The organism is Streptomyces sp. MNU76 (assembly GCF_020982545.1).
Taxonomy (GTDB): Bacteria; Actinomycetota; Actinomycetes; order Streptomycetales; family Streptomycetaceae; genus Streptomyces.
This window is the reverse complement of record NZ_JAJKLK010000014.1, coordinates 25,453-43,600: the sequence shown is the minus strand read 5'-3', so window position 1 is coordinate 43,600 and position 18,148 is coordinate 25,453. Positions and strand designations below refer to the sequence as shown.

The 18,148-nt window shown below is 72.6% G+C and carries 18 protein-coding genes; 3 read left to right on the top strand and 15 right to left on the bottom strand.

Features of this window, described 5'->3' with window-relative positions; genetic code table 11:
• Nucleotides 1-33: 33 nt before the first annotated feature.
• From E4N62_RS25695 to E4N62_RS25655, 9 genes are all read right to left on the bottom strand, one after another.
• Nucleotides 34-1,851, bottom strand: a complete 1,818-nt coding sequence (locus tag E4N62_RS25695; RefSeq protein WP_230218484.1) for an enoyl-CoA hydratase-related protein — start codon at nucleotides 1,849-1,851, stop codon at nucleotides 34-36.
• Nucleotides 1,852-2,025: 174 nt separating this feature from the next.
• The gene (locus tag E4N62_RS25690; RefSeq protein WP_230218358.1) at nucleotides 2,026-2,283 is read right to left on the bottom strand and encodes a hypothetical protein; all 258 of its coding nucleotides are present in this window, start codon (nucleotides 2,281-2,283) and stop codon (nucleotides 2,026-2,028) included.
• Nucleotides 2,270-2,596: a DUF6400 family protein gene (locus E4N62_RS25685; protein ID WP_230218349.1), complete on the bottom strand. Its 327-nt coding sequence runs from the start codon at nucleotides 2,594-2,596 to the stop codon at nucleotides 2,270-2,272. The genes E4N62_RS25690 and E4N62_RS25685 overlap by 14 nt, the downstream gene beginning before the upstream one ends.
• Before the next feature lie 117 nt (nucleotides 2,597-2,713).
• Complete coding sequence (locus E4N62_RS25680; RefSeq protein ID WP_230218347.1) at nucleotides 2,714-3,331, bottom strand: TOPRIM nucleotidyl transferase/hydrolase domain-containing protein; 618 nt, start codon at nucleotides 3,329-3,331, stop codon at nucleotides 2,714-2,716.
• A 142-nt stretch (nucleotides 3,332-3,473) separates the two neighbouring features.
• The gene (locus E4N62_RS25675) at nucleotides 3,474-4,442 is read right to left on the bottom strand and encodes a TIGR01777 family oxidoreductase (protein WP_230218345.1); all 969 of its coding nucleotides are present in this window, start codon (nucleotides 4,440-4,442) and stop codon (nucleotides 3,474-3,476) included.
• A gap of 170 nt (nucleotides 4,443-4,612) precedes the next feature.
• Nucleotides 4,613-5,062, bottom strand: coding sequence for a spore-associated protein (locus E4N62_RS25670; RefSeq protein ID WP_230218343.1), 450 nt, complete (start codon nucleotides 5,060-5,062; stop codon nucleotides 4,613-4,615).
• A gap of 114 nt (nucleotides 5,063-5,176) precedes the next feature.
• A complete protein-coding gene (locus tag E4N62_RS25665; protein WP_230218341.1) occupies nucleotides 5,177-5,866 on the bottom strand; it encodes a M24 family metallopeptidase in 690 nt (229 codons plus the stop codon).
• 168 nt (nucleotides 5,867-6,034) lie between these two features.
• Complete coding sequence (locus E4N62_RS25660) at nucleotides 6,035-7,000, bottom strand: D-2-hydroxyacid dehydrogenase family protein (RefSeq protein ID WP_230218339.1); 966 nt, start codon at nucleotides 6,998-7,000, stop codon at nucleotides 6,035-6,037.
• 225 nt (nucleotides 7,001-7,225) lie between these two features.
• Nucleotides 7,226-7,405 carry a hypothetical protein gene (locus E4N62_RS25655; protein WP_374117063.1) on the bottom strand — a complete coding sequence of 60 codons (180 nt, stop codon included), beginning with the start codon at nucleotides 7,403-7,405 and terminating at the stop codon, nucleotides 7,226-7,228.
• A gap of 33 nt (nucleotides 7,406-7,438) precedes the next feature.
• Between E4N62_RS25655 and E4N62_RS25650 the strand changes: the two genes are divergently transcribed.
• Complete coding sequence (locus tag E4N62_RS25650) at nucleotides 7,439-7,708, top strand: hypothetical protein (protein ID WP_230218337.1); 270 nt, start codon at nucleotides 7,439-7,441, stop codon at nucleotides 7,706-7,708.
• 27 nt (nucleotides 7,709-7,735) lie between these two features.
• Here E4N62_RS25650 and E4N62_RS25645 read toward each other — a convergent pair whose 3' ends face one another.
• Together E4N62_RS25645 and E4N62_RS25640 are read right to left on the bottom strand one after the other, a co-directional pair.
• Nucleotides 7,736-8,740: a hypothetical protein gene (locus E4N62_RS25645; protein WP_230218335.1), complete on the bottom strand. Its 1,005-nt coding sequence runs from the start codon at nucleotides 8,738-8,740 to the stop codon at nucleotides 7,736-7,738.
• Nucleotides 8,737-10,404, bottom strand: a complete 1,668-nt coding sequence (locus E4N62_RS25640; protein WP_230218333.1) for a serine/threonine-protein kinase — start codon at nucleotides 10,402-10,404, stop codon at nucleotides 8,737-8,739. The genes E4N62_RS25645 and E4N62_RS25640 overlap by 4 nt, the downstream gene beginning before the upstream one ends.
• 246 nt (nucleotides 10,405-10,650) lie before the next feature.
• On the opposite strand from E4N62_RS25640, the gene E4N62_RS25635 reads away from it, so the two are divergent.
• Nucleotides 10,651-11,112 (top strand): pyridoxamine 5'-phosphate oxidase family protein, encoded by a 462-nt coding sequence (locus E4N62_RS25635; RefSeq protein ID WP_230218331.1) that lies wholly within the window; start codon nucleotides 10,651-10,653, stop codon nucleotides 11,110-11,112.
• 25 nt (nucleotides 11,113-11,137) lie between these two features.
• Here the strand turns inward: E4N62_RS25635 and E4N62_RS25630 are convergent, their stop codons facing one another.
• Together E4N62_RS25630 and E4N62_RS49660 are read right to left on the bottom strand one after the other, a co-directional pair.
• Nucleotides 11,138-11,938, bottom strand: coding sequence for an ADP-ribosylglycohydrolase family protein (locus tag E4N62_RS25630; RefSeq protein ID WP_374117065.1), 801 nt, complete (start codon nucleotides 11,936-11,938; stop codon nucleotides 11,138-11,140).
• 6 nt (nucleotides 11,939-11,944) lie between these two features.
• Nucleotides 11,945-12,076 carry a hypothetical protein gene (locus tag E4N62_RS49660; RefSeq protein WP_374117062.1) on the bottom strand — a complete coding sequence of 44 codons (132 nt, stop codon included), beginning with the start codon at nucleotides 12,074-12,076 and terminating at the stop codon, nucleotides 11,945-11,947.
• Nucleotides 12,077-12,367: 291 nt separating this feature from the next.
• Between E4N62_RS49660 and E4N62_RS25625 the strand changes: the two genes are divergently transcribed.
• Nucleotides 12,368-13,612 (top strand): MFS transporter, encoded by a 1,245-nt coding sequence (locus E4N62_RS25625; protein WP_230218329.1) that lies wholly within the window; start codon nucleotides 12,368-12,370, stop codon nucleotides 13,610-13,612.
• 2 nt (nucleotides 13,613-13,614) lie between these two features.
• Here the strand turns inward: E4N62_RS25625 and E4N62_RS25620 are convergent, their stop codons facing one another.
• Both E4N62_RS25620 and E4N62_RS25615 read right to left on the bottom strand, forming a co-directional pair.
• Complete coding sequence (locus tag E4N62_RS25620) at nucleotides 13,615-14,802, bottom strand: cytochrome P450 (protein ID WP_230218327.1); 1,188 nt, start codon at nucleotides 14,800-14,802, stop codon at nucleotides 13,615-13,617.
• On the bottom strand, nucleotides 14,802-17,966 hold the full coding sequence (locus E4N62_RS25615; protein ID WP_230218310.1) for a non-ribosomal peptide synthetase: 3,165 nt from the start codon (nucleotides 17,964-17,966) through the stop codon (nucleotides 14,802-14,804). The genes E4N62_RS25620 and E4N62_RS25615 overlap by 1 nt, the downstream gene beginning before the upstream one ends.
• Nucleotides 17,967-18,148 lie beyond the last annotated feature (182 nt).

Below are 18,148 nucleotides of genomic sequence, written 5' to 3'. Positions count from 1 at the left end.
AGCCTGTAAGTCGGCCGTTCGCTCTTCTTCGTATCAGCCGTCGAACCGCGATGCGACGACATCGGGGGCCGTTCCGGTGACGTCGGCGGCGGCGGGCATCGGGGCGGTTCGCGCAACCCGGGCCGCCGCCAGGTGCGGCGGGGTGTGCGAGGGCCGTTCCTTGCGGACGAAGGAACGGCGCAGCGCGTGGTACGGGGCGTCCGGGTCGTCGAAGGTCCGGCGCATCAGGGCGAGCTCCCGCTCCCGGAAGCCGGCCAGGGGGGTCGTGCTCTCCAGCCGGTCCAGCTCGGTCTTCTTCGCGGAGATCCGTGCTGCCGTCGCCGGAAGGGAGGCCAGCCGTGCCGCCAGGCCCGCGACCTCGCCCGCGAAGGCGTCGGGGTCCCGGTCGACGATCCGGTCGACGAGCCCGAGCCGCAGTGCGCTCGCCGAGCTCACCGGCAGGGCCTCGTCCATGAGCCGTCCGGCCGTCGCGGCTCCCACGCGGCGCGGCAGGGTGAGGGTCCAGTACTCCGAGCCGTACAGGCCCATCAGCCGGTAGTGCGGGTTCAGTACGGCGCCCGAGCGGCACCACACCTCGTCGGCCGCCAGGGCGAGCATCACGCCTCCGGCAGCGGCGTTGCCCCCGATCGCCGCGACCACCAGCCGGTCGGTCGTCGTCAGGACCGCCTCGACCAGGTCGTCGATGGCGTTGATGTTCGCCCAGGACTCGGCGGCCGGGTCGTCGGCGGCGTCGATGACGCCCAGGTGGATGCCGTTGGAGAAGAAGTCCCGCTGTCCGCCCAGCACCAGCACCGTCGTGGGCCGTGCGCACGCCTCCCGGTAGGCGTCGAGGAGGCGGCGGCACCGCTCGGTGCTCATGGCGCCGCCGGGGAAGGAGAACGAGAGGTGCCCGACGTTCCCCTCCTCCTGGTAGCGGATGTCCGACCAGGTCCGGTCCGGGTTCTCGGGCAGGCGGGGCAGGGCGTCCTCGGGCAGCGGCGGCAGCCGGTCGCCGAGGGCCCGTACGGCGGGCAGCTTGAAGGTGGGCGGCTGTCCGGGCACCCGCCGGGGCCGCAGCTCGGGGATCCACACGGCGCCGTCCCTGGTGGCCCGGCAGATCGCTCCGGCGCGCGTGGCCAGGAGTTCCCCCGGGCACCCGCGCAGTACTCCCTCGGCGTGGCCGCCGTGCAGGTACCACTCCCCGCCGAGCAGCACGTCCAGGACGCCGGGCTGCGAGTCCGCCGCCCGCAGCTTGCGCAGGACGTCCCGGGTGGAGTCCTCGTCCCAGTCGATGCGGCGGACGCTCTGGTCGAGGTAGGGACGGGCGCGGGGGCCGGAGGGTGCGGCTGCACCTGCAGCGGCACGCTCGTGGGCGTCGGCGGTGCCCGACCCGGCCTGCTTGAGCGGTACGTACGTGCCGTCGGCGAAGCGCTCCACCGCGAGCAGCACGGCCTCGATGGCTGCGTCGGCGATCTCGCCCCGGTACAGCTCGCTCTTGGCCACCGGAGGAACCCGGCAGGGCACGCAGGCCCACACGTCACCGGCGTCCATCTCCGCGTCGGCCTGGAGGACGGTGACGCCCCACCGGTCGGCGCCCTCGTGGATCGCCCAGTCCAGGGAGGACGGTCCCCGGTCGCCCACGGGCCCTGGGTGGACGACGAGGCAGGCGTATGCCGACCACACCTCCTCGGGGATCGCCGTCCTGAGCATGGGCGCGACGACGAGCTCCGGTGCGTGACTCCGTACGGCCTGCGGCAAGGGGTTGTCGGGCAGGGCCAGTTCGACCGCCACGGTGTGGCCCCGGTCGCGCAGGTCGGCGTGGGCGCGCTGGGTGAGGCTGTTGAAAGCGCTGGCTAGGAGCAGGATGTGCACGACTGCCTCCGGGCGGACGAACGGCAGGCAGGGATGACCGCCGACCGAGATCCTCGGCCACGGCCCTCCGCCGTCCCCGGCGACAGACGGTGAGGTCATCCGAAAGCGGGCGCCCCTGCGCCGTCCGGCCTCACCGGGCCGGCCCCGGCCCGTCGGCTCGGCTGCGGGGGCGGGTCAGTGGCGTCGCAGGCCGCTGCGGATGCGCTCCCAGGGGGTGCGGGTGGCACCGAAGTGGGTCTCGTGGGCCCAGATGTGGGTGCACGACGGGCACTGCAGGTGCAGCAGGCTGCCGACGTTGGAGAGCAGATAGCGCCAGTGTGCGGAGCAGGTGCGGCCCTGCTCACAGGTCGCGCATCCCTGGTGGTCGGCGCAGTTCGGGCAGGCCACCCAGGCGCGGCGCCCGATGTCGGCCTGCGGGTCAAGCGGCAGCATGACCGCCCCCGTCTCCCGGCCCGGCGCCCGGCAGCACACCGGCCGCGACCAGTTCGTCGTAGACCCGCCGCTGATCGGCGTCGAGGCCGGAGTAGAGCAGTCGGTTCGCCGCCTGCTCGTCGCGCAGGGCCGCGACGGGGTCCCAGTCAGGGCCGAGGGCCTCCAGGACATGAGCGCGCCGGAGCATCTCGTGTGAGGTCAGGTCGATGTCCAGATCGACCGTCGGGGAGGCGTCGGGGCCGTCCGTGGTGGGATGGCCGGCCGCCTCGGGCTCGTCCGGTCCGCCGGGAAGGGCGCGGTCAAGGGGGGACATGCGACCGAACGTAGGTAGGCGCCGCGTGCCCGGGCAAGGGCAGGTGGGCGAAGTCACAGCAGGTCCGGGGCGCGCGGGCGAGCTCTGACCGGTCCGCAGGACGCGGTGTCCCCCGTCTCAGAGGCAGGTGAAGAGATCGTTCAGCGGGGCGGGTACCTGCTCGGGGGTGAGGGCTTCGACCAGGAGGCGGCCGTAGCGTATCTTGCGCCCCTTCCGGGTGCTCATGAAGCGCCGCAGCTGCTGGTGCCGGGGGCGGCCGTGCTGTGCGGGCTGCTGCAGGAAGGTGTGCCAGGGGCGCGACTCGTCCTCGGCGTGGACGATCTCCTCGACCCGCGCGGGGCCCAGCGCACGGATGAGCTCGTCCTCCAGGTCCGCCGAGCAGACGAAGACGGCGTGGCGCGGAGTCGAGTCCGGGGCGAGGCCCCGGTCGAAGAACGGCTTCTCGCGCTCGTCGCACAGACCGACGAGACGCAGGCCGAGGCCGGAGGGTCCGAGGCGTGCGGCATAGCGGCCGACGCTCATCGCACCGCCCATCGACAGGACGCAGACCCCCTCGGCGGCCAGGTCCCGGCCCCGCCGCTCGGCCAGCGCCTCGACGGCGGCGAGGTCGCTCAGCCCTTCCAGCAGGACGACCGTGTGCACCCCGAGCGGCTCCGTCAGTTCCCTCGCCGATCCGCCGGTGCCGCCGCCCGCCCAGCGGGTGACCTCGTCCCGGAACATGCGCATGTCCACCATGCCTGGGAGTCTGCTACGCCGACCGACGCCACCGCACGCGATATTCCGGGTCCTGTCCGCCTTCACGCGTGCCGATGCGCTCCCGGATCGTGGGCGTCCGGTCAGCAGGTACCGGGAGCAGAACCGGCCGGCCGCGTGCCCGTCATGACTCCCGGAGGGGCACGGCGGAGCGCTCCGATCGGGCCCGCCGCACCAGGGACGCCGCAGCGTCCTCCCAGTCGGGGTGCGCGAAGGAGAACCCGGCGGTGAGCAACCGGCCCGGCACGACGCGGCGGCTCTTGAACAGCAGTTCCGTGTCCGAGCGCAGGGCGAACGCGCCCAGTTCCGCCATCCAGCGGGTCGCCGGCAGTCCCACCGGGACGTTCCAGGCCGTGCGCAGCTGCCGCATGAACGTGCGGTGCGGAAGGGGATCGGGCGAGGCGAGGTTCACCGGCCCGTCGAGGTCGTCCCGGGCGATCAGGAACTCCACGGCCCGCACGAAGTCCTCGTCCTGGATCCAGGAGACGTACTGCGCGCCGCCGGCCACCGGACCGCCGAGCCCGAACCGCACCAGTCGTGAGAGCACGTCGAACACACCGCCCCGGTCGGGGCTCATCACCATGGCCGAGCGCAGGGCCACCTTGCGGGTCGTGGGGGTCGGCGCCTCGGCCTGCGCCCGCTCCCAGTTCCTCGCGATCTCGACGCTGTACGCCCAGTAGTCGGGCACCCCGGGCTCGGAGCCGCCGATGGTGCCGGTCGCCTCGTCGTGGGGCGCGTCGAAGCGGTGGGCGTAGACCGTCGCCGTACTCATCTGGAGCCAGACGCGCGGTGGCTGCCCGGCGGCGGCGATCGCCTCGCCGACGACCCGCGTCGAATCCACCCGGGAGTCCATCATGGCCCGCAGGTTCTCAGGGGTGTAGCGGCAGGAGACGCTGCGTCCGGCCAGGTTGATCACGACGTCGCAGCCGTCGATCGCCTTGGCCCAGGGGCCGAGCGCGGCCCCGTCCCAGCCGATGTCGTGGGCCCGCGTGGGGCGCCGGGTGACGACGGTGACCTCGTGACCGGCCGCTGTCAGCGCACGGTCGAGAATGGCACCGACCTGTCCGGTTCCCCCGGGCAGCACCACCTTCATCTGAACCCCCTTCGATCGGTTCGATCTCAGGGTAGCTCTTTTTGAACGTGTTCAACAATGCGCCGTGAGTCCCCGCGCCAGGTGCGCCTCAGGAGAGGCGGCCGGTTCGGGAACTCACGGCTCGGTGACAGGCTGATCAGCTGACCGGTCGAGTCAGCACGTCGGCCGGATCAGCGGATCTCGGTGACCCGCGTCTCCTTCAGGGAACCGCAGTTGGAGTTCTCCACCGACACGTACACGTTGTCGATGCTGCCGCCCCAGCTCACGCAGAAGCCCTTGCCGTAGACGTAGGCCGGCCCCGCGTACGAGGAGTAGTCGCCTGCGTCGCCCGCGTACTCGTCGGTGGCGGGGACGTAGATCCACGTGGACATGGGCTTGAGCGTGCCCGGGTTCTTGCGGATGGTCGCGACGCAGTTCTCGCCGTTCGAGGAGTTGTAGGTCAGGTAGACGGTGCCCAGCGAACCGACGGGCGCCGAGTTCACCGTCTTGTAGGCCTTGCCGCAGACACCCTGCGGGGTGACGTTCGGCGCGGCGGAGGCCGTCGTGGCGAACGCGGTCGAGGCGCCCACCGCCAGAGCGGCTAACGCCCCCACCGTCACGACATTGCGTACCTTTCGCATATTTCCCCCTTGTTGCCATGAGAGCGCTTTGCTCTCACTGGATGTGACCCGCGAGTGGCACGGATGGTTGCCCCGGTCCGCCATCGAGGTTCGCGAAGGGGACGAAAGGCCCGGTCAGAGGGTGAGTAATTCTTCGTGAAAGCCGCCGAACTCGCGTGCGGGGTCGATGAGATGGATCTCCAGGATCCAGTGGCAGCGGCGCCCGGCCTTGTCGGTGCGGCGCAGCGGTGTGGTGTTGGCGGGGGTGATGTACGACTCCACGTCCGCGCCGTCGATCCACTCGTGCGGGAACTCGCCGACCAGGTGGCCGGCGTGCCAGCCGCCCAGCCGCCATCCGGCCTCCGCGGCGAGCCTGTCCACCTCGGCGTACAGCCGCGCTCCGGTGATGTCCGGGTCGGCCTCGAAGAACGCCCGGCCCGCCGCGAAGACGCGGGGCAGGTCGTCGCGGAGGCGGTGCTTGACGGCGTCGTCGCCGAGGACGAAGGTCCGGCCGAAGTCGGCCTCGTACTCCTCGAAGACGGGACCGAAGTCGGCGAACACGACGTCGTCCGCGGTGATCACCCGGTCCGGCGGGTTCTCCCGGTAGGGCTTCAGTGTGTTCGGGCCGGAGCGCACGATCCTCTTGTGCCAGTGCCGGGTGGTGCCGAACAGTTCGTTCGCCAGGTCCCGGATCCGGTCGCTGACCGCGCGTTCGCCCTCGCCGGGGGCGACGAGACCGCGCTCCTCCACCTCCGCGAAGAGCCGTACGGCTTTCGCCTGGGCGTCCAGCAGCCGTGCCGCGCGCGTGGGTTCGTCGTCCGCCATGGGCCGACCGTAGTGAGAGAGATCGCCGTCGGCAACGGGGTTGCACCGAGCGGCCTCGGGGTGAGCTGCCGGAAGCGTATCCAGGATGTGTCCGGACGGTCATGAGGCAGGCGAACCGCCCTGATCTCCCATGATGTTGACGTTCCGTGAGCCTTGACGTGCCGGTGGCTACGCGCCCGCCAGCTGCCGGACGGGGGCGTCGGCGAGGAAGGCGGTGATGTCCTCCACCGCTTCCGAGTAGAAGGTGCGGTAGTTGCGCTCGGTGACATAGCCGAGGTGCGGGGTGGCGAGGACGTTGGGGAGGGTGCGGAAGGGGTCGTCCGCGGGGAGGGGCTCGCTGTCGAAGACGTCGAGGCCGGCGCCGGCGATCCAGCCCTCGCGCAGGGCGCGCAGCAGTGCCGTCCGGTCGACGATGGCGGCGCGGGAGGTGTTGACGAGGTGGGCGTGCGGGCGCATGGCACGCAGTTCCGGCTCCCCCAGCAGGCCCCGGGTGCGGTCGGACAGGACGAGGTGGACGGAGACGAAGTCGCTGCGGCCCAGGAGATCCATCTTGCCCGCGGCGAGTCTCGCGCTCGCCTCGGCCGCCCCCTCGGCGGTGAGGTTCTCGCTCCAGGCCAGGACCTCCATGCCGAAGGCGGTGGCGATGCGGGCCACCCGGGTGCCGATCTTGCCGAGTCCGAGCAGGCCGAGGGTGCGGCCGTGCAGGTCCTGGCCGATGGTGGACTGCCAGGGGCCGCCCTCGCGCAGGGCACGGTTCTCGACGGTGACCTGCCGGGCGAGGCCGAGCAGAAGCGCCCAGGTCAGTTCGACGGGCGGGGTGGGGCTGCTCGCCGTCCCGCAGACGGTCACGCCCTGGGCCCGCGCCGCCGCCAGGTCGATGGAGGCGTTGCGCATGCCCGTGGTGATCAGCAGGCGGAGCCGGGGCAGTCGGCGCAGGAGGTCGGCGTCGAAAGGGGTGCGTTCCCGCATGGCCACGACGATCTCGCAGTCGGCGAGCTCGGCCACGAGCCGGTCCCGGTCGGCGATGTGCTCACGGAGCGCGCGCACCTCGACGTGGCCGTCGAGGGGGCTCCAGTCCGCCAGGGTCAGGGCGGCGTCCTGGTAGTCGTCCAGCACGATGCAGTGGAGGGTCATGCGGACAGTCTGCCTTTCGCGGTTCCCCTCCAAGGGCGCGGGTGCGTGCGGCAGTCGGAGCGCGCGCCGTGGCGGGGCGACCGAGAGGTGACCACCGGGCGGCAGGTGGGCCGGAGAGCCGTTGCTCCCCGTGGCCGGCGGGAACGACAGGGGCCGCCGCCTCGTACGAAGCGGCGGCCCGTCGGGGCACATGCCCGCCCTGGGCGAGAGGTGTCGAGGGCGGGCTCAGTTCCGGATGAGCAGGACGACGCCCGCCGTCACCGCGCCGAGTATCACTGTGGCCACTCCATACACCAGCCGGTGGGCGCGCAGGGAGGGCAGGAAGCTGTCGGCGGCGATGCGGCCGTGGCCGGCCAGGGCGAGGCCGGTGGCGATGGCGGCCACTTCGCGGCGCCCCAAGCTCACGCCGACTCCTACAAGGGTTGCGCGTACCCTCGCGTGTGCTTCTACCTCACCGCCGCCGACTGGGAGTCGCAGTCGCCGACCGCCGCGTACCAGGACGTCACCGACTACTACCAGAACCTGGGATCGAGGAGCCGGGGCTCGGCCTATGTGTTCAACACCCGCAACGACGACCGGGTGATGCTCAGGTACCTCCGCAACGGCGTGACCGGCTACGAATGCATCGAGCCGAGCACGGGACGCCAGTACCCCTCCTATTTCACCGTGACCGGCGTCATGATCCAGAGCGCCTCCAGCTGCGACTGACGCATCACACGGCCGGCGGGGTCCGTCTCAGGAACAGTCGTAGGTGAAGCGGGTGGTGGCCGTGTGCGGGCCCGCGGTGAGGATGCGCAGTTCGGCCCTGGCCGTGCGGTGTCCCTCGCCCTGGAAGGTCCACCGCAGATGCAGGCGCGCCTGACGCTGCCCCCGGACCACCACCTCTTCCAGGACGCCCGAGCGGGTCCCGTCGCTGCGGATCCAGCGGTAGGAGAACGTGCCCGGACGGCCGTTCGTCGCGACGACGGCGACGATGTCGGCGGTGCTGTCGCACCGCAGGACCGTGGGCCGGGCCGTGACCGTCACCGCGTCGACCCGGAGGGGCGGCCCGAGCCGTTGCCAGGCGAGGAACGCGAGGACGCAGAGGAGCACCAGCACGGGCAGGGCGTGCCGGCGCAGCCGTCGGCGCCGGGGCACGGGGGTCGGCTGCAGGGCGGGGAGCGTGCGGTGGGTTCGCTGTGCGACGACGTTGGTCACGCCGGGGCCGAAACGCAGCAGCGTACCGTCGACGCGGTCGGGCGGCGTGGACCCGTTCGCTGCGGCTGTGGAGGGCTGTTCGACGGTCTTGTCGGCGACGGTCGTCTCGGCGAGCGTCGCCTCGGCGAGGGTGTCGTCGGTCTCGGGTCGCTGGATCCAGTGGCTGGCCAGCACGGTGGCGCTGTACTCGGCGGCGTACCCGGCGTCGACGGCGTCCGCATCGGCTTCGGCATCGACGGCAGCAGCGGCATCGGGGACGCGGTCCTCGACGGGGCCGAGGTGCACGGTGGCGGCGGGGCCCAGGTGCACGGTGGCGGCGGGGCCCAGTCGCACAGTGGATGCCGGGCCGAGGTCCACGGTGGGGGCGGACTCACCGGCGGCCGGGAGAACCTGGGTGTACTCGTCGGCATCCTGGCGCTCCGGCACCTGCGTGACGGCGTCGTCGATGCCCTCCACCAGCGTCACCGCATCGGGCAGCATCACCGTGGGCTCGTCGGCCTCCGCCGCCGGCGCGGGCACGCTGTCGTCATTCTGCATGTTCATCCGATGACACACCGTCTGGTCAGGAGCTGCTGCGAGGCGCCGCCGTCCGCAGCGGTCGGGGTGGTCGTGGCCTGCACCGCCCAGTAGCAACCCGTGCCCCGGAAGGCGTGGTCGACGGTGAGCGTGTACTGGGTGGCGCCGCTGCGTCGGAAGGTCTGGGACGCGCCGTCCTGGGTGCCGTACTGTCCGCTCGCCTCGCCCACGAACCACGAGACGGTGAGGGAGATCGGTCCGGTGCCGTCCGTGACGACGCCGATGGTCGCCGTGGCGGTCGCCGGACCCGTCTGCCGGAAGCCCGACACCGCCACATCCTTGACGGCGGGGTCCTTCACCGGGGTCGGGGAGGTCGTCGTCGGCGCCGGGGAGGTCGTCGTCGGCGCCGGGGTGGTGGTCGCCGTGCCGGGCTCGGTCGTCTCCGTGGTCGCGTCCGTGGTGGCGGAGGACGAGGGTTCGTCGGTGGGGGTGGACGCGTCGTCCGAGGGCGACAGGGTGGGTGACGGCGACTGATCGGCCGAGTCGGAGGGCGTCGGGGACGGGGAGGCGGAGTCCGTCGGGGGCGGCGCCGCCGTGTCCGTACTCCCTTCGGCGCTGGTGGTGGCAAGGGCCTGGGCCACCTGACCGGTGCCGTCTCCGGGGATGTGCTGGAGTCCGAAGGTGAGCACGGCTCCCAGGAGCAGCGCGGCACCGGAGACCAGCGTGCCGGACCGGCCCGGCAGCCATGCCTGGGCGCCGCCGCGGCCCGGTTCCTGGTACAGGACCGTACGGGCGGTGTCGGTGGTGGTTCGAGGGGTGCTGCGGGCCGAGGGCAACAGCAACGGCAGCAGGGCCACCAGCGCGGCGAGCCGCCCACGGCCGCGTTCCTCCCACTCGGGCCCGTAGCCCGCGAGGGCGGCGGCCTCCAGTTCCCTGACGAACGCCTCGGCCTGCGCGGGCCGATCCTCCGGATCCTTCGCCAGCCCCCGGCGCACCAGCTCACGCACCGCCTCCGGCACCTCGTCGGCGGGGACGGGTGCGTCGACGTGCTGCAACGCGAGCGCCGCGAGGTTGTCGCCGCGGTACGGCTTGTGGCCGGTCAGGCATTCGAAGAAGGTGGCGGCGGCCGCGTACACGTCGGCGGCGGGCGAGGCGGGCGATCCGGTCCACTGTTCCGGGGCCATGTAGGAGGGGGTTCCCGCCACGCCTTGGCTGGTTCCCGCGTCCACCGCGATGCCGAAGTCGACCAGTTTGGAGGATCCGTCCGGCGCGACCAGGACGTTCTCCGGCTTGTAATCGCGGTGGACGACGCCGACGCGGTGCGCGTCCGCCAGTCCGAGCAGTGATCCCTTGAGGATGACGAGCGCGGCCTCCGGGCCGAGCGGGGCCTCCCGCTTCAGCACGGCGCGCAACGAGACGCCGTCCACCAGCTCCATCACGATGGCGGCGCCGTCCGGGCCCTCGACGTACTCGTACAGCTCGGTGACGAAGGGGCTCTCCAGCCCGCCGAGGAGGCGCGCCTCGGTACGGAAGTCGCGTACGAAGCCCGGGCGGCCTCGCAGCGACTCGCTGAGGTACTTGACGGCCACCGGCACGCCGGTCTCCTCGTGCACGGCGAGGACCACCCGCCCGCTCGCCCCGGATCCGAGTTCGACCGACTCGCTGTATCCGGGCAATGTCCATGTGTTCATTCCAGCCCCCCAAGGCCGCCGTGCGTCGAAGCCCCGCCCCCCGGCGAATCGCCGCGCCGCGCGATGAGAGACACATTTTCAGCCACTGCGGTTGCGGTGCGCCACCCTCTGCCGTGCGGGCGGCGGCCTCGGCCCGAAGCAGACGGTCGTAGTGGCCGACGGGGCTGGGAGGAGGGTTCGTCGGTCGCTGGGCGTAGGTCCCGCGCCTCAGGCGTGCCGGCCTGCGCCTGGCTAGGGTCTGCCCTCATGGAGACCACGGGAGTCGTTCGCCGCCCGGCCGCGGAGCGTGTGCGTGACACGCTGGACCGCCTCGTCACCGAGCGGGACGTGTGGGTGTCGACGGCTCGCCCCGACCACGGGCCGCACCAGGTGCCGCTGTGGTTCTCGTGGGACGGGCAGGCGGTGTGGATGTGCACCGGCGCCGTTTCCGTGACCGTGCGGAACGTGCGGGAGGAGCCGCGCGTACGCCTGTCGCTGCCGGACACCTTCGACGTGGTGCTCCTCCAGGGACGGGCGGAGTGCTTCCCCGACGAGGAGGTGCCCGAAGCCGCGGCGCGGGCGTTCACCGACAAGTTCGGGTGGGATCCGCGCGTGGAAGAGGGGGCGTTCGTGTACGTCCGCGTGGTCCCGGAGACCGTACGCGCCTGGCGCGGCGAGCCGGAACTCCGCGGGAGGGTCATCATGCGCGACGGGGTGTGGCTGGCCTGACGGCTGTCGGCACAGGCCGCAGCCGTCAGGGGCGGGACCCTGTCGTCATCGCCGCCGGAAGATTCCAGCGGCTCCAGGTGGGGATGGGCTCGCGGGCGTCGTGCCAGGACGTCGGGACGCCTGCCGTGCCGGTGCGGGACGCGACGACGACGCCCGCGATGGCGCAGGTGGTGTCGCGGTCGCCCCACCCGGCGACGGTCTGCCACAGTGCCCCGGTCAGGTCGTCCAGGTGGCCCGCGGCGGACCACAGGGCGAACGGGACCGTGTCCGGGGCCGAGATGAGTGTCCCGGAGCCCAGGACGGTCGCCGCGTGACGGACCGACGTGCGCTCGGGGAAGGTTGCGGCCACCAGGAGCCGGGAGCGGACGTCACCGTCCGGCACATGGTCGGCGACCTCCCGCAGGAACTCCGGGCGCGACGGGGCGCCCTGGCCCGCGCCGGCGGCCGCCAGCGCCGCCGCGACCGCCACGGCGACGGCGCCCGCCACGGCCTCGGGGTGCGCGTGCGTGGTCAGCGCGGACAGCGTGGCCTGGTCGCGTGCGGCGGGCAGGTCGTCGCGGAACCACGCGCCGAGCGGCGCGACACGCATGGCGGCGCCGTTTCCGTAGGAGCCCTGCCCGCCGAACCGTGCGCTGGTGACGGCCCGCCAGTCACCGCCCTCCCGGATGCCCCGCAGCACACCGTGCATCGACGGCCCGTACTTGCGCCCGGGGTCCCGGTCGTACTCGGCGGCGAACTCCTCCGCCAGGGCGTCCGGGCGGATCTCGCCGTGGGCCGTCAGGTGGGCGAACAGGACGAAGGCCATGGCGGAGTCGTCCGTCCACAGCCAGGGTCACGGACGGGGCGCGCGTGCGGCCCGCAGCTCCTCGGCGTTCTCGTCGGAGCGCGTGAACCAGCTGTCGCCGAACGCGTCACCCATCACGAGGCCGTCCAGGCCGGCGTGGGCGTGCTGCGGGCTGGTCATCGGAACGCTCCTGTCAACGGTGGAGTGGCCAGAGCAATGCCGTCGGCCGGAGCATCGTGGTCGGCCGGCAATGTCGTCGGCCAGAGCAATGCCGTCGGCCGGCAACGTCGTCGGTCCGCATTGTCGTCGGCGGCGGACGACGAGCTCGCGAGCGGGTTTCCGTGCCGTGCGCGCCGTGCGCGGCGTGCGCGGCGTGGTTCGGCCGGGCGGCACGGCGCTCTTGCTTTGGCAGGTACTGCACAACAAAGCTTGCCGGGCCCGTACTCGCCGACCGCGATGTGGAGTCGTGCCGTGCCCCGCCTGATCCCGGACACCCGGCCGCAACGCGTGCTCGCGGCCTCGAACTTCGTCCACACCATCGGCAGCGGCCTCTATCTGACCGCCGGCGTCCTGTACTTCACGCAGGCGGTGCGCCTTCCGGTGGACCAGGTGGGGCTCGGTCTCGGGCTGGCGGGTCTGGTCGCAATGACCCTGGGTGTCACGGTCGGTCATCTGGCGGACCGGTTCGGGGCGCGCGGCGTGTTCGCGGTCACCCTCACGGTGCAGGCCGCGGCCACGGCCGGTTTCGTACTGGCGGACAGCTTCTGGCCGTTCGTGCTCGCGGTCTGCGCGGCGGCGGGGGCGAAGACGGCGGGGACAGCCGCCCGCTCCCCGCTCATCAGGCACTACGGAGGGGACCGGCCGCAGGAGTTCCGTGCCTATCTGCGCGCGGTGACCAACCTCGGCATCTCCCTCGGCGCCGTGCTGGCGGGCTGGGTGGTGCAGGTGGGTACGCTCACCGCCTACCAGTTGATGGTCGTCGGCAACGCGGTCGCGTTCGTGTTCTCGGCGGCGGTCCTGGTCCTCCTCCCGCCGGTCGCGCCGCTGCCCGCCGTCGACGGGCCCCGCTGGACCGCGCTGCGCGATCGCCCCTATCTGCTGCTCACCGCCCTGGACGGTGTGATGGCCGTGCAGTTCAAGGTGCTCACCGTGGGCATCCCGCTCTGGCTGGTCGGCGCCACCACGGCGCCGCACTGGCTGATCTCGGGCACCATCCTCACCAGCACCGTCATCGTCATCGCGTTCCAGGTGCGGGCCGGCCGCAGCGTCGTCTCCCCCGCCGCCGGCGGCGACGCCTACCGCAGGGCCGGCGTGGCTTTCCTCGTGTCCTGCTCGCTGATCTCGCTGGCGGCGGGCGTACCGGCGTGGGCCGCCGCGGCCCTGCTCCTCACGGCCGCGGTGATCCACACGATCGGCGAACTGTGGTACTCCGCCGCGGGCTTCGAGGTGTCCTTCGCCCTCGCCCCGCGACACGCCACGGGGCAGTACCTGGGCGTGTTCGGCCTGGGCGCGGGGCTGGCCGACGCCCTCGGACCGGCCCTGATCATCTCGCTCTGCATCACCTGGGGCCGCCCCGGGTGGTACGTCGTCGGGGTCCTGTTCGCCCTGACCGGCCTGGCCGCGCCGTTCGCCGTCCGCTGGGCGGAACACCGGCAGCGCGCCCGCCGGACGGAGCCCGGCCCCGCGGAGAACGCGTCGGCGGCCGGGCCCGTGTGACCTCAGCGGGCGATCAGGCGCACGGTGGCGTGAGCGGGGCCGTTGACCGTGATCGAACGCAGCGGCTCCGCGTCCCCGACGAGTTCGACGACAGCGACCCGCTCCACGAGCGTCTCCAGGAGCATCCGGGTCTGATGGCGCGCCATGGTGCTGCCGATGCAGACGTGTTCGCCCGCGCCCAGGGCCAGATGACGGTTGGGCTGCCTGCCGAGGTCGAAACGGTCCGGGTCCGGGAACACCGACTCGTCCCGGTTGGCGGACGGGATCCAGAGCACGACACGGTCGCCGGCGGCGATCCGCCGGCCCCCGAGGACCGTGTCCACCGTGGCCGTCCGCATGCTGTGCGTGGCGCTGCTGGTCCATCGCAGCACCTCCTCCGCGGCGGTCCTGACGAGTTCGTCGTCCCTCTCCCGCACCAGCCGTTCCCACTGCCGTGGATGCGCGGCGAGGGCGAGGATCCCGGCGGCCATCGACAGACCGGCGTTCTCCGACGCTCCGACGAGGTTCTCGACACCCAGCAGGATCTCGGTCTCGGTCGACAGCTCGCCCTGCACCTCCTCGGTGACGAACCTGCTCATCGCGTCGTCGGCGGGCTCCTCCATCCGCGCGTACATCAGATCGATGAAGTACCGCATGAGGGGGAGGTGGCTGGTGAGCGGCCTGCCGGATGCGAACGCCTCCGTGGTCCAGGTCAGCAACCGCTCCCGGTCCTGCGGCGGCACGCCGAGGAGTCTGCCGATGTTGAGGCCGGAGAGCCGGGCGCCGATGTCGTGGACGACGTCGCAGGTGCGCGACTCGACCGCGCGCGTCACCACCGCGCGGATCTCGGCGCGCAGCTCGTCCGCCAGTGAGCGGGCGCACCGCTCACTGAAGCGGTCGGCCAGCTGCCCGCGCAGGGCGCGGTGCCGGGGCGGGTCGGTGAGGGCCATGGTGAGGCCGCTGCCGGGGTCCTCACCCAGCTCGGTCGGCCGTAGCAGGACGCCCCTGGCGGAGCTGAAGACGGCCGGGTTCTGGTACACGTCCCGGATGTGCGCGTACCGGGTGAGCGACCAGAAGCCCGGCAGGTGGCCCGGTTCGTGCCAGTGGACCGGTGCGTGCCGTCTCATCCGACGCCACACCTCGTGCACCTCGCCGGAGGCGTGCAGCTCCGGGTCGACGACACCGGCGGGGTCGCAGGTCACCACGGTCATCAGAGGGCTCCGGCCGCGATGCAGGTCAGACGGTCGTGGAAGCCGTCGAGCAGCTTCCGGGCGGTGACGTCGGCGACGGCTTCGCGTCGGTGGGACAGGACCATGTCGAGGGCGCCGTCCTCGTCCGGCCACACCTCCAGATGCAGCTCCAGCGGCAGGGCCGGGTACGGCTGGCGCAGATACGTGGAGACGACGCCGGGGAGGTCGAGTCGGGGTGGCGGGTTGTCCTGGAGGGCGAAGAGGGTCTGGAACACCGGCGGTCGCCCCGGGGTCGTCGTGGCGCTCTCGGCGACGGCCGTGAAGGGGACGACGCCCCGGCCGAAGGCCTGGTGGACCAGCCGGCCGGTCTCCCGTATGCCGTCGTCGCCGCCGGCCGCGGCCGCGCCGCGCAGGCGCACCGGCACCATGTCGATCAGGCAGCCGACAGCGCGGTCCAGCGCGGGGAGGGTGCGTTCGGCGACGGGGACGCCCACCGCGAAGTCCCGCTGCCCGCAGATCTCGGCCAGCGTATGGGCCCAGGCCGACAGCAGCACCACGAACCTGCTCGCTCCGAGCGCCGTGCCCCGCGCGTCGAGACCTGCCGCGAGGGGGCCGGGTACGGACCTGTCGAGGTGGCGCGTGCCGCTCTCGCCAGGGCCGGGCGGTTCGGGCCAGCGGAGCTCGGGCACGTCCCGGAACTCCTGCCGTGCCCGAGCCGTACGCGCCGCCGGGTCGGTCACAGCGGTGGCCGCCGCCGTCAGTGCCGTCCGTTCGGCGAGGGTGGGCGGGACGGGGCCCGGCTCTCGTCCGGCGTAGGCGTCCGACAGGTCGCGTGCCAGGACGGACTCCGACCGTCCGTCGAAGACGATGTGGTGGACCAGGACCCCGAAGAGCCAGCCGCCGCGGTCGGTCACCGGGACCAGCGCGGTGCGCCACAGATCGGCGTCCCGCGGTTCGAGGGGCTCCGCGAAGAGCGCCCGCAGCGCGACGACCGCCTCGTCGAGGGTCGGCTGGGCGTCCAGCAGTTCCAGGGGCGGGGCGGGGACGTCGGTGACCTCGGCACGCGGCCGGGGGTCCACACGGAAGGCGGTCCGCAGGCTCTGGTGGCGCGCGTGGACGGCGGCGACGGCCGCCTCCAGGGCGTCCGGGTCGAGCCGGTCGTCGAGGTGCCACGTCATCAGGCAGTACTGGGACAGGTCCTGGGGCGCCGTCAGATGGCGCATGAGGAAGACCAGTTCCATGGGGGTCGGCGGGATCTCACCGTGCGGCGGTGGCGCGACCGCGTCGGAGGCCGGCGTCGACCGCAGCCAGGTGCCGAGGCGTTCGGCCGACGGGTTCTCGTACAGGCTCGACAGGGGAACCGGGCGACCCATGCGTCTTCCGATCCGGGTGCAGGCGCGGGCGGCCTGGAGCGAGGAGCCGCCGAGTTCGAAGAACGGGGTGTGCGGTGGTACGGACCGTCGGCCCAGTACCGCGGCGAACGCCTGGCACACGAGGCGGACGCGCGGGTCGTCGACGGGGCCGTGGTGGGTTTCGTCCGGCGTGTCGGGCAGGCTCGCGAGCAGGGCCTTGTCGTCCAGCTTGCCGGTGCCGGTCAACGGGAAGGCGTCAACGACGACTACGGCGGCGGGACGTTGGTGCGCGGGCAGATGTCGGGCGAGCACCGCCGACACTTCCGCGAGGACGTGCGCGGTCACTTCCCTGGGGACGTGCGTCGGCGCGTCCGCGAGGGCGTGCGTCGGCGCGTTCTCGGAGACGTCGGGAGGTGTGCCCGTAGGCCCTTCCGCGCCTACGCGTGTCGAGGCTTCCGGCGGTGTGCCGGCGGGCCGGTGCGGTACGCAGAAGGCGACCAGGTCGAAGGCGCCGTCGAGTTCGTTCCGGCGGGGGACCACCCGGCAGTCGGCGACGGAAGGGACCAGGTCGACGATCTGCCGCTCCACCTCGCTCGGTTCGACGCGGGTGCCCCGGACCTTGACCTGCCGGTCGAGCCGCCCGCGGAACTCCATGATCCCGTTCTCGTCGAGGACTCCCAGGTCCCCGGTGCGGTACAGGCGGACCGGTTCACCGAGGATGTCGACGTCCGTGAACTTCTCTGCCGTGAGGGCCGGTTCACCCAGGTAGCCGTGGGCCAGGCCGTCGCCCGCGACGCAGATCTCCCCCGGCTCCCCGGGAGCGCAGGGCCGGTCGCCCCGCAGGACGAAGACGGAGGTGCCGGGCACCGGCCGGCCGAGCGGGATGCCGCCCGGACGGGCGGTGTCCGCGACGGTGACGCGGTGGGTGGTGGTGAACACCGTGCTCTCGACCGGGCCGTAGCCGTTGATGAGGGCCGTGCCGGGGAACCGGTCGAGGAAGCGGCCGACGTGGCGGGCGGACAGGCGTTCACCGCCGATCATCAGCTGGGACAGACCGCTCAGCGCGGAGAGGTCCTCGTCGACGATCAGGTTGAACAGGCTGCTGGTCAGCCACACCGTGTTCACTCCGCGGTCGGTGACCAGCGCCCGCAGGGTCTCGGCCGTCAGGAACGGCTCGTCGATCAGGACACAGGCTCCGCCGTTGTGGAGCGCGGCCCAGAGTTCGAGGGAGAACGCGTCCCACGGCGGCGCCGCCGCGAGGGGGACGACCGTGTCCCGGTCGAAGCGGGCGAAGGTGCCGGGCCGGAAGAGCCGCGCCGTGGCGCGGTGCGAACTCACCACCGCCTTGGGCCGTCCCGTGGTGCCGGACGTGAAGAACACACAGCACGCGTCGCTGTCCCGCACCGTCACGGCGGCGCGGCGGGCGTGACTCTGCTCCGGGCTGTCGTCGGACGGGGACCACGGCGGTGCGGAGAACCGCACCGCCGTGCCCGGTCGGGCGACCACGAGGGGCGGGCGGAGCCGGTCGACCACGGCGTCGAGACGGGTGGCCGGCCAGTCGGGATCGAGCAACGCGCAGGCGGCGCCGCATTTGAGGACGGCGAGCAGGGCGACGACCAGGTCCACGGAGCGCGGCATCAGGATCGGCACGAGATGCCCCGGCGCGACACCGGCGGCGGCGAGCCGGTCGGCACATCGCTCGGCACGGGCGTCCAATTCCCCGTAGGAGACCCGGGTGTTTCCCGCAATGAGCGCCGTGCGGCGCGGCTGAACGGCCGCCCACGCGGCGAAGACATCGTGCAGCCCTTCCCCCGGCGATTCCCTCGACTGCAACTCGTCGACCCCCTTCGCAATCAGCGGCGTCCGACGTTGCCATGTCTGATCGTTTCCTGCCAACCTCCTTTTCCCAAAATAGGGTTGAGACTGCCTGCATCATGAATATGATCACGAGGCGACACGGCATCGGCGCAGCATCTGATGGAATATCCGATTTCCAACGGCATGATGGGGGACGT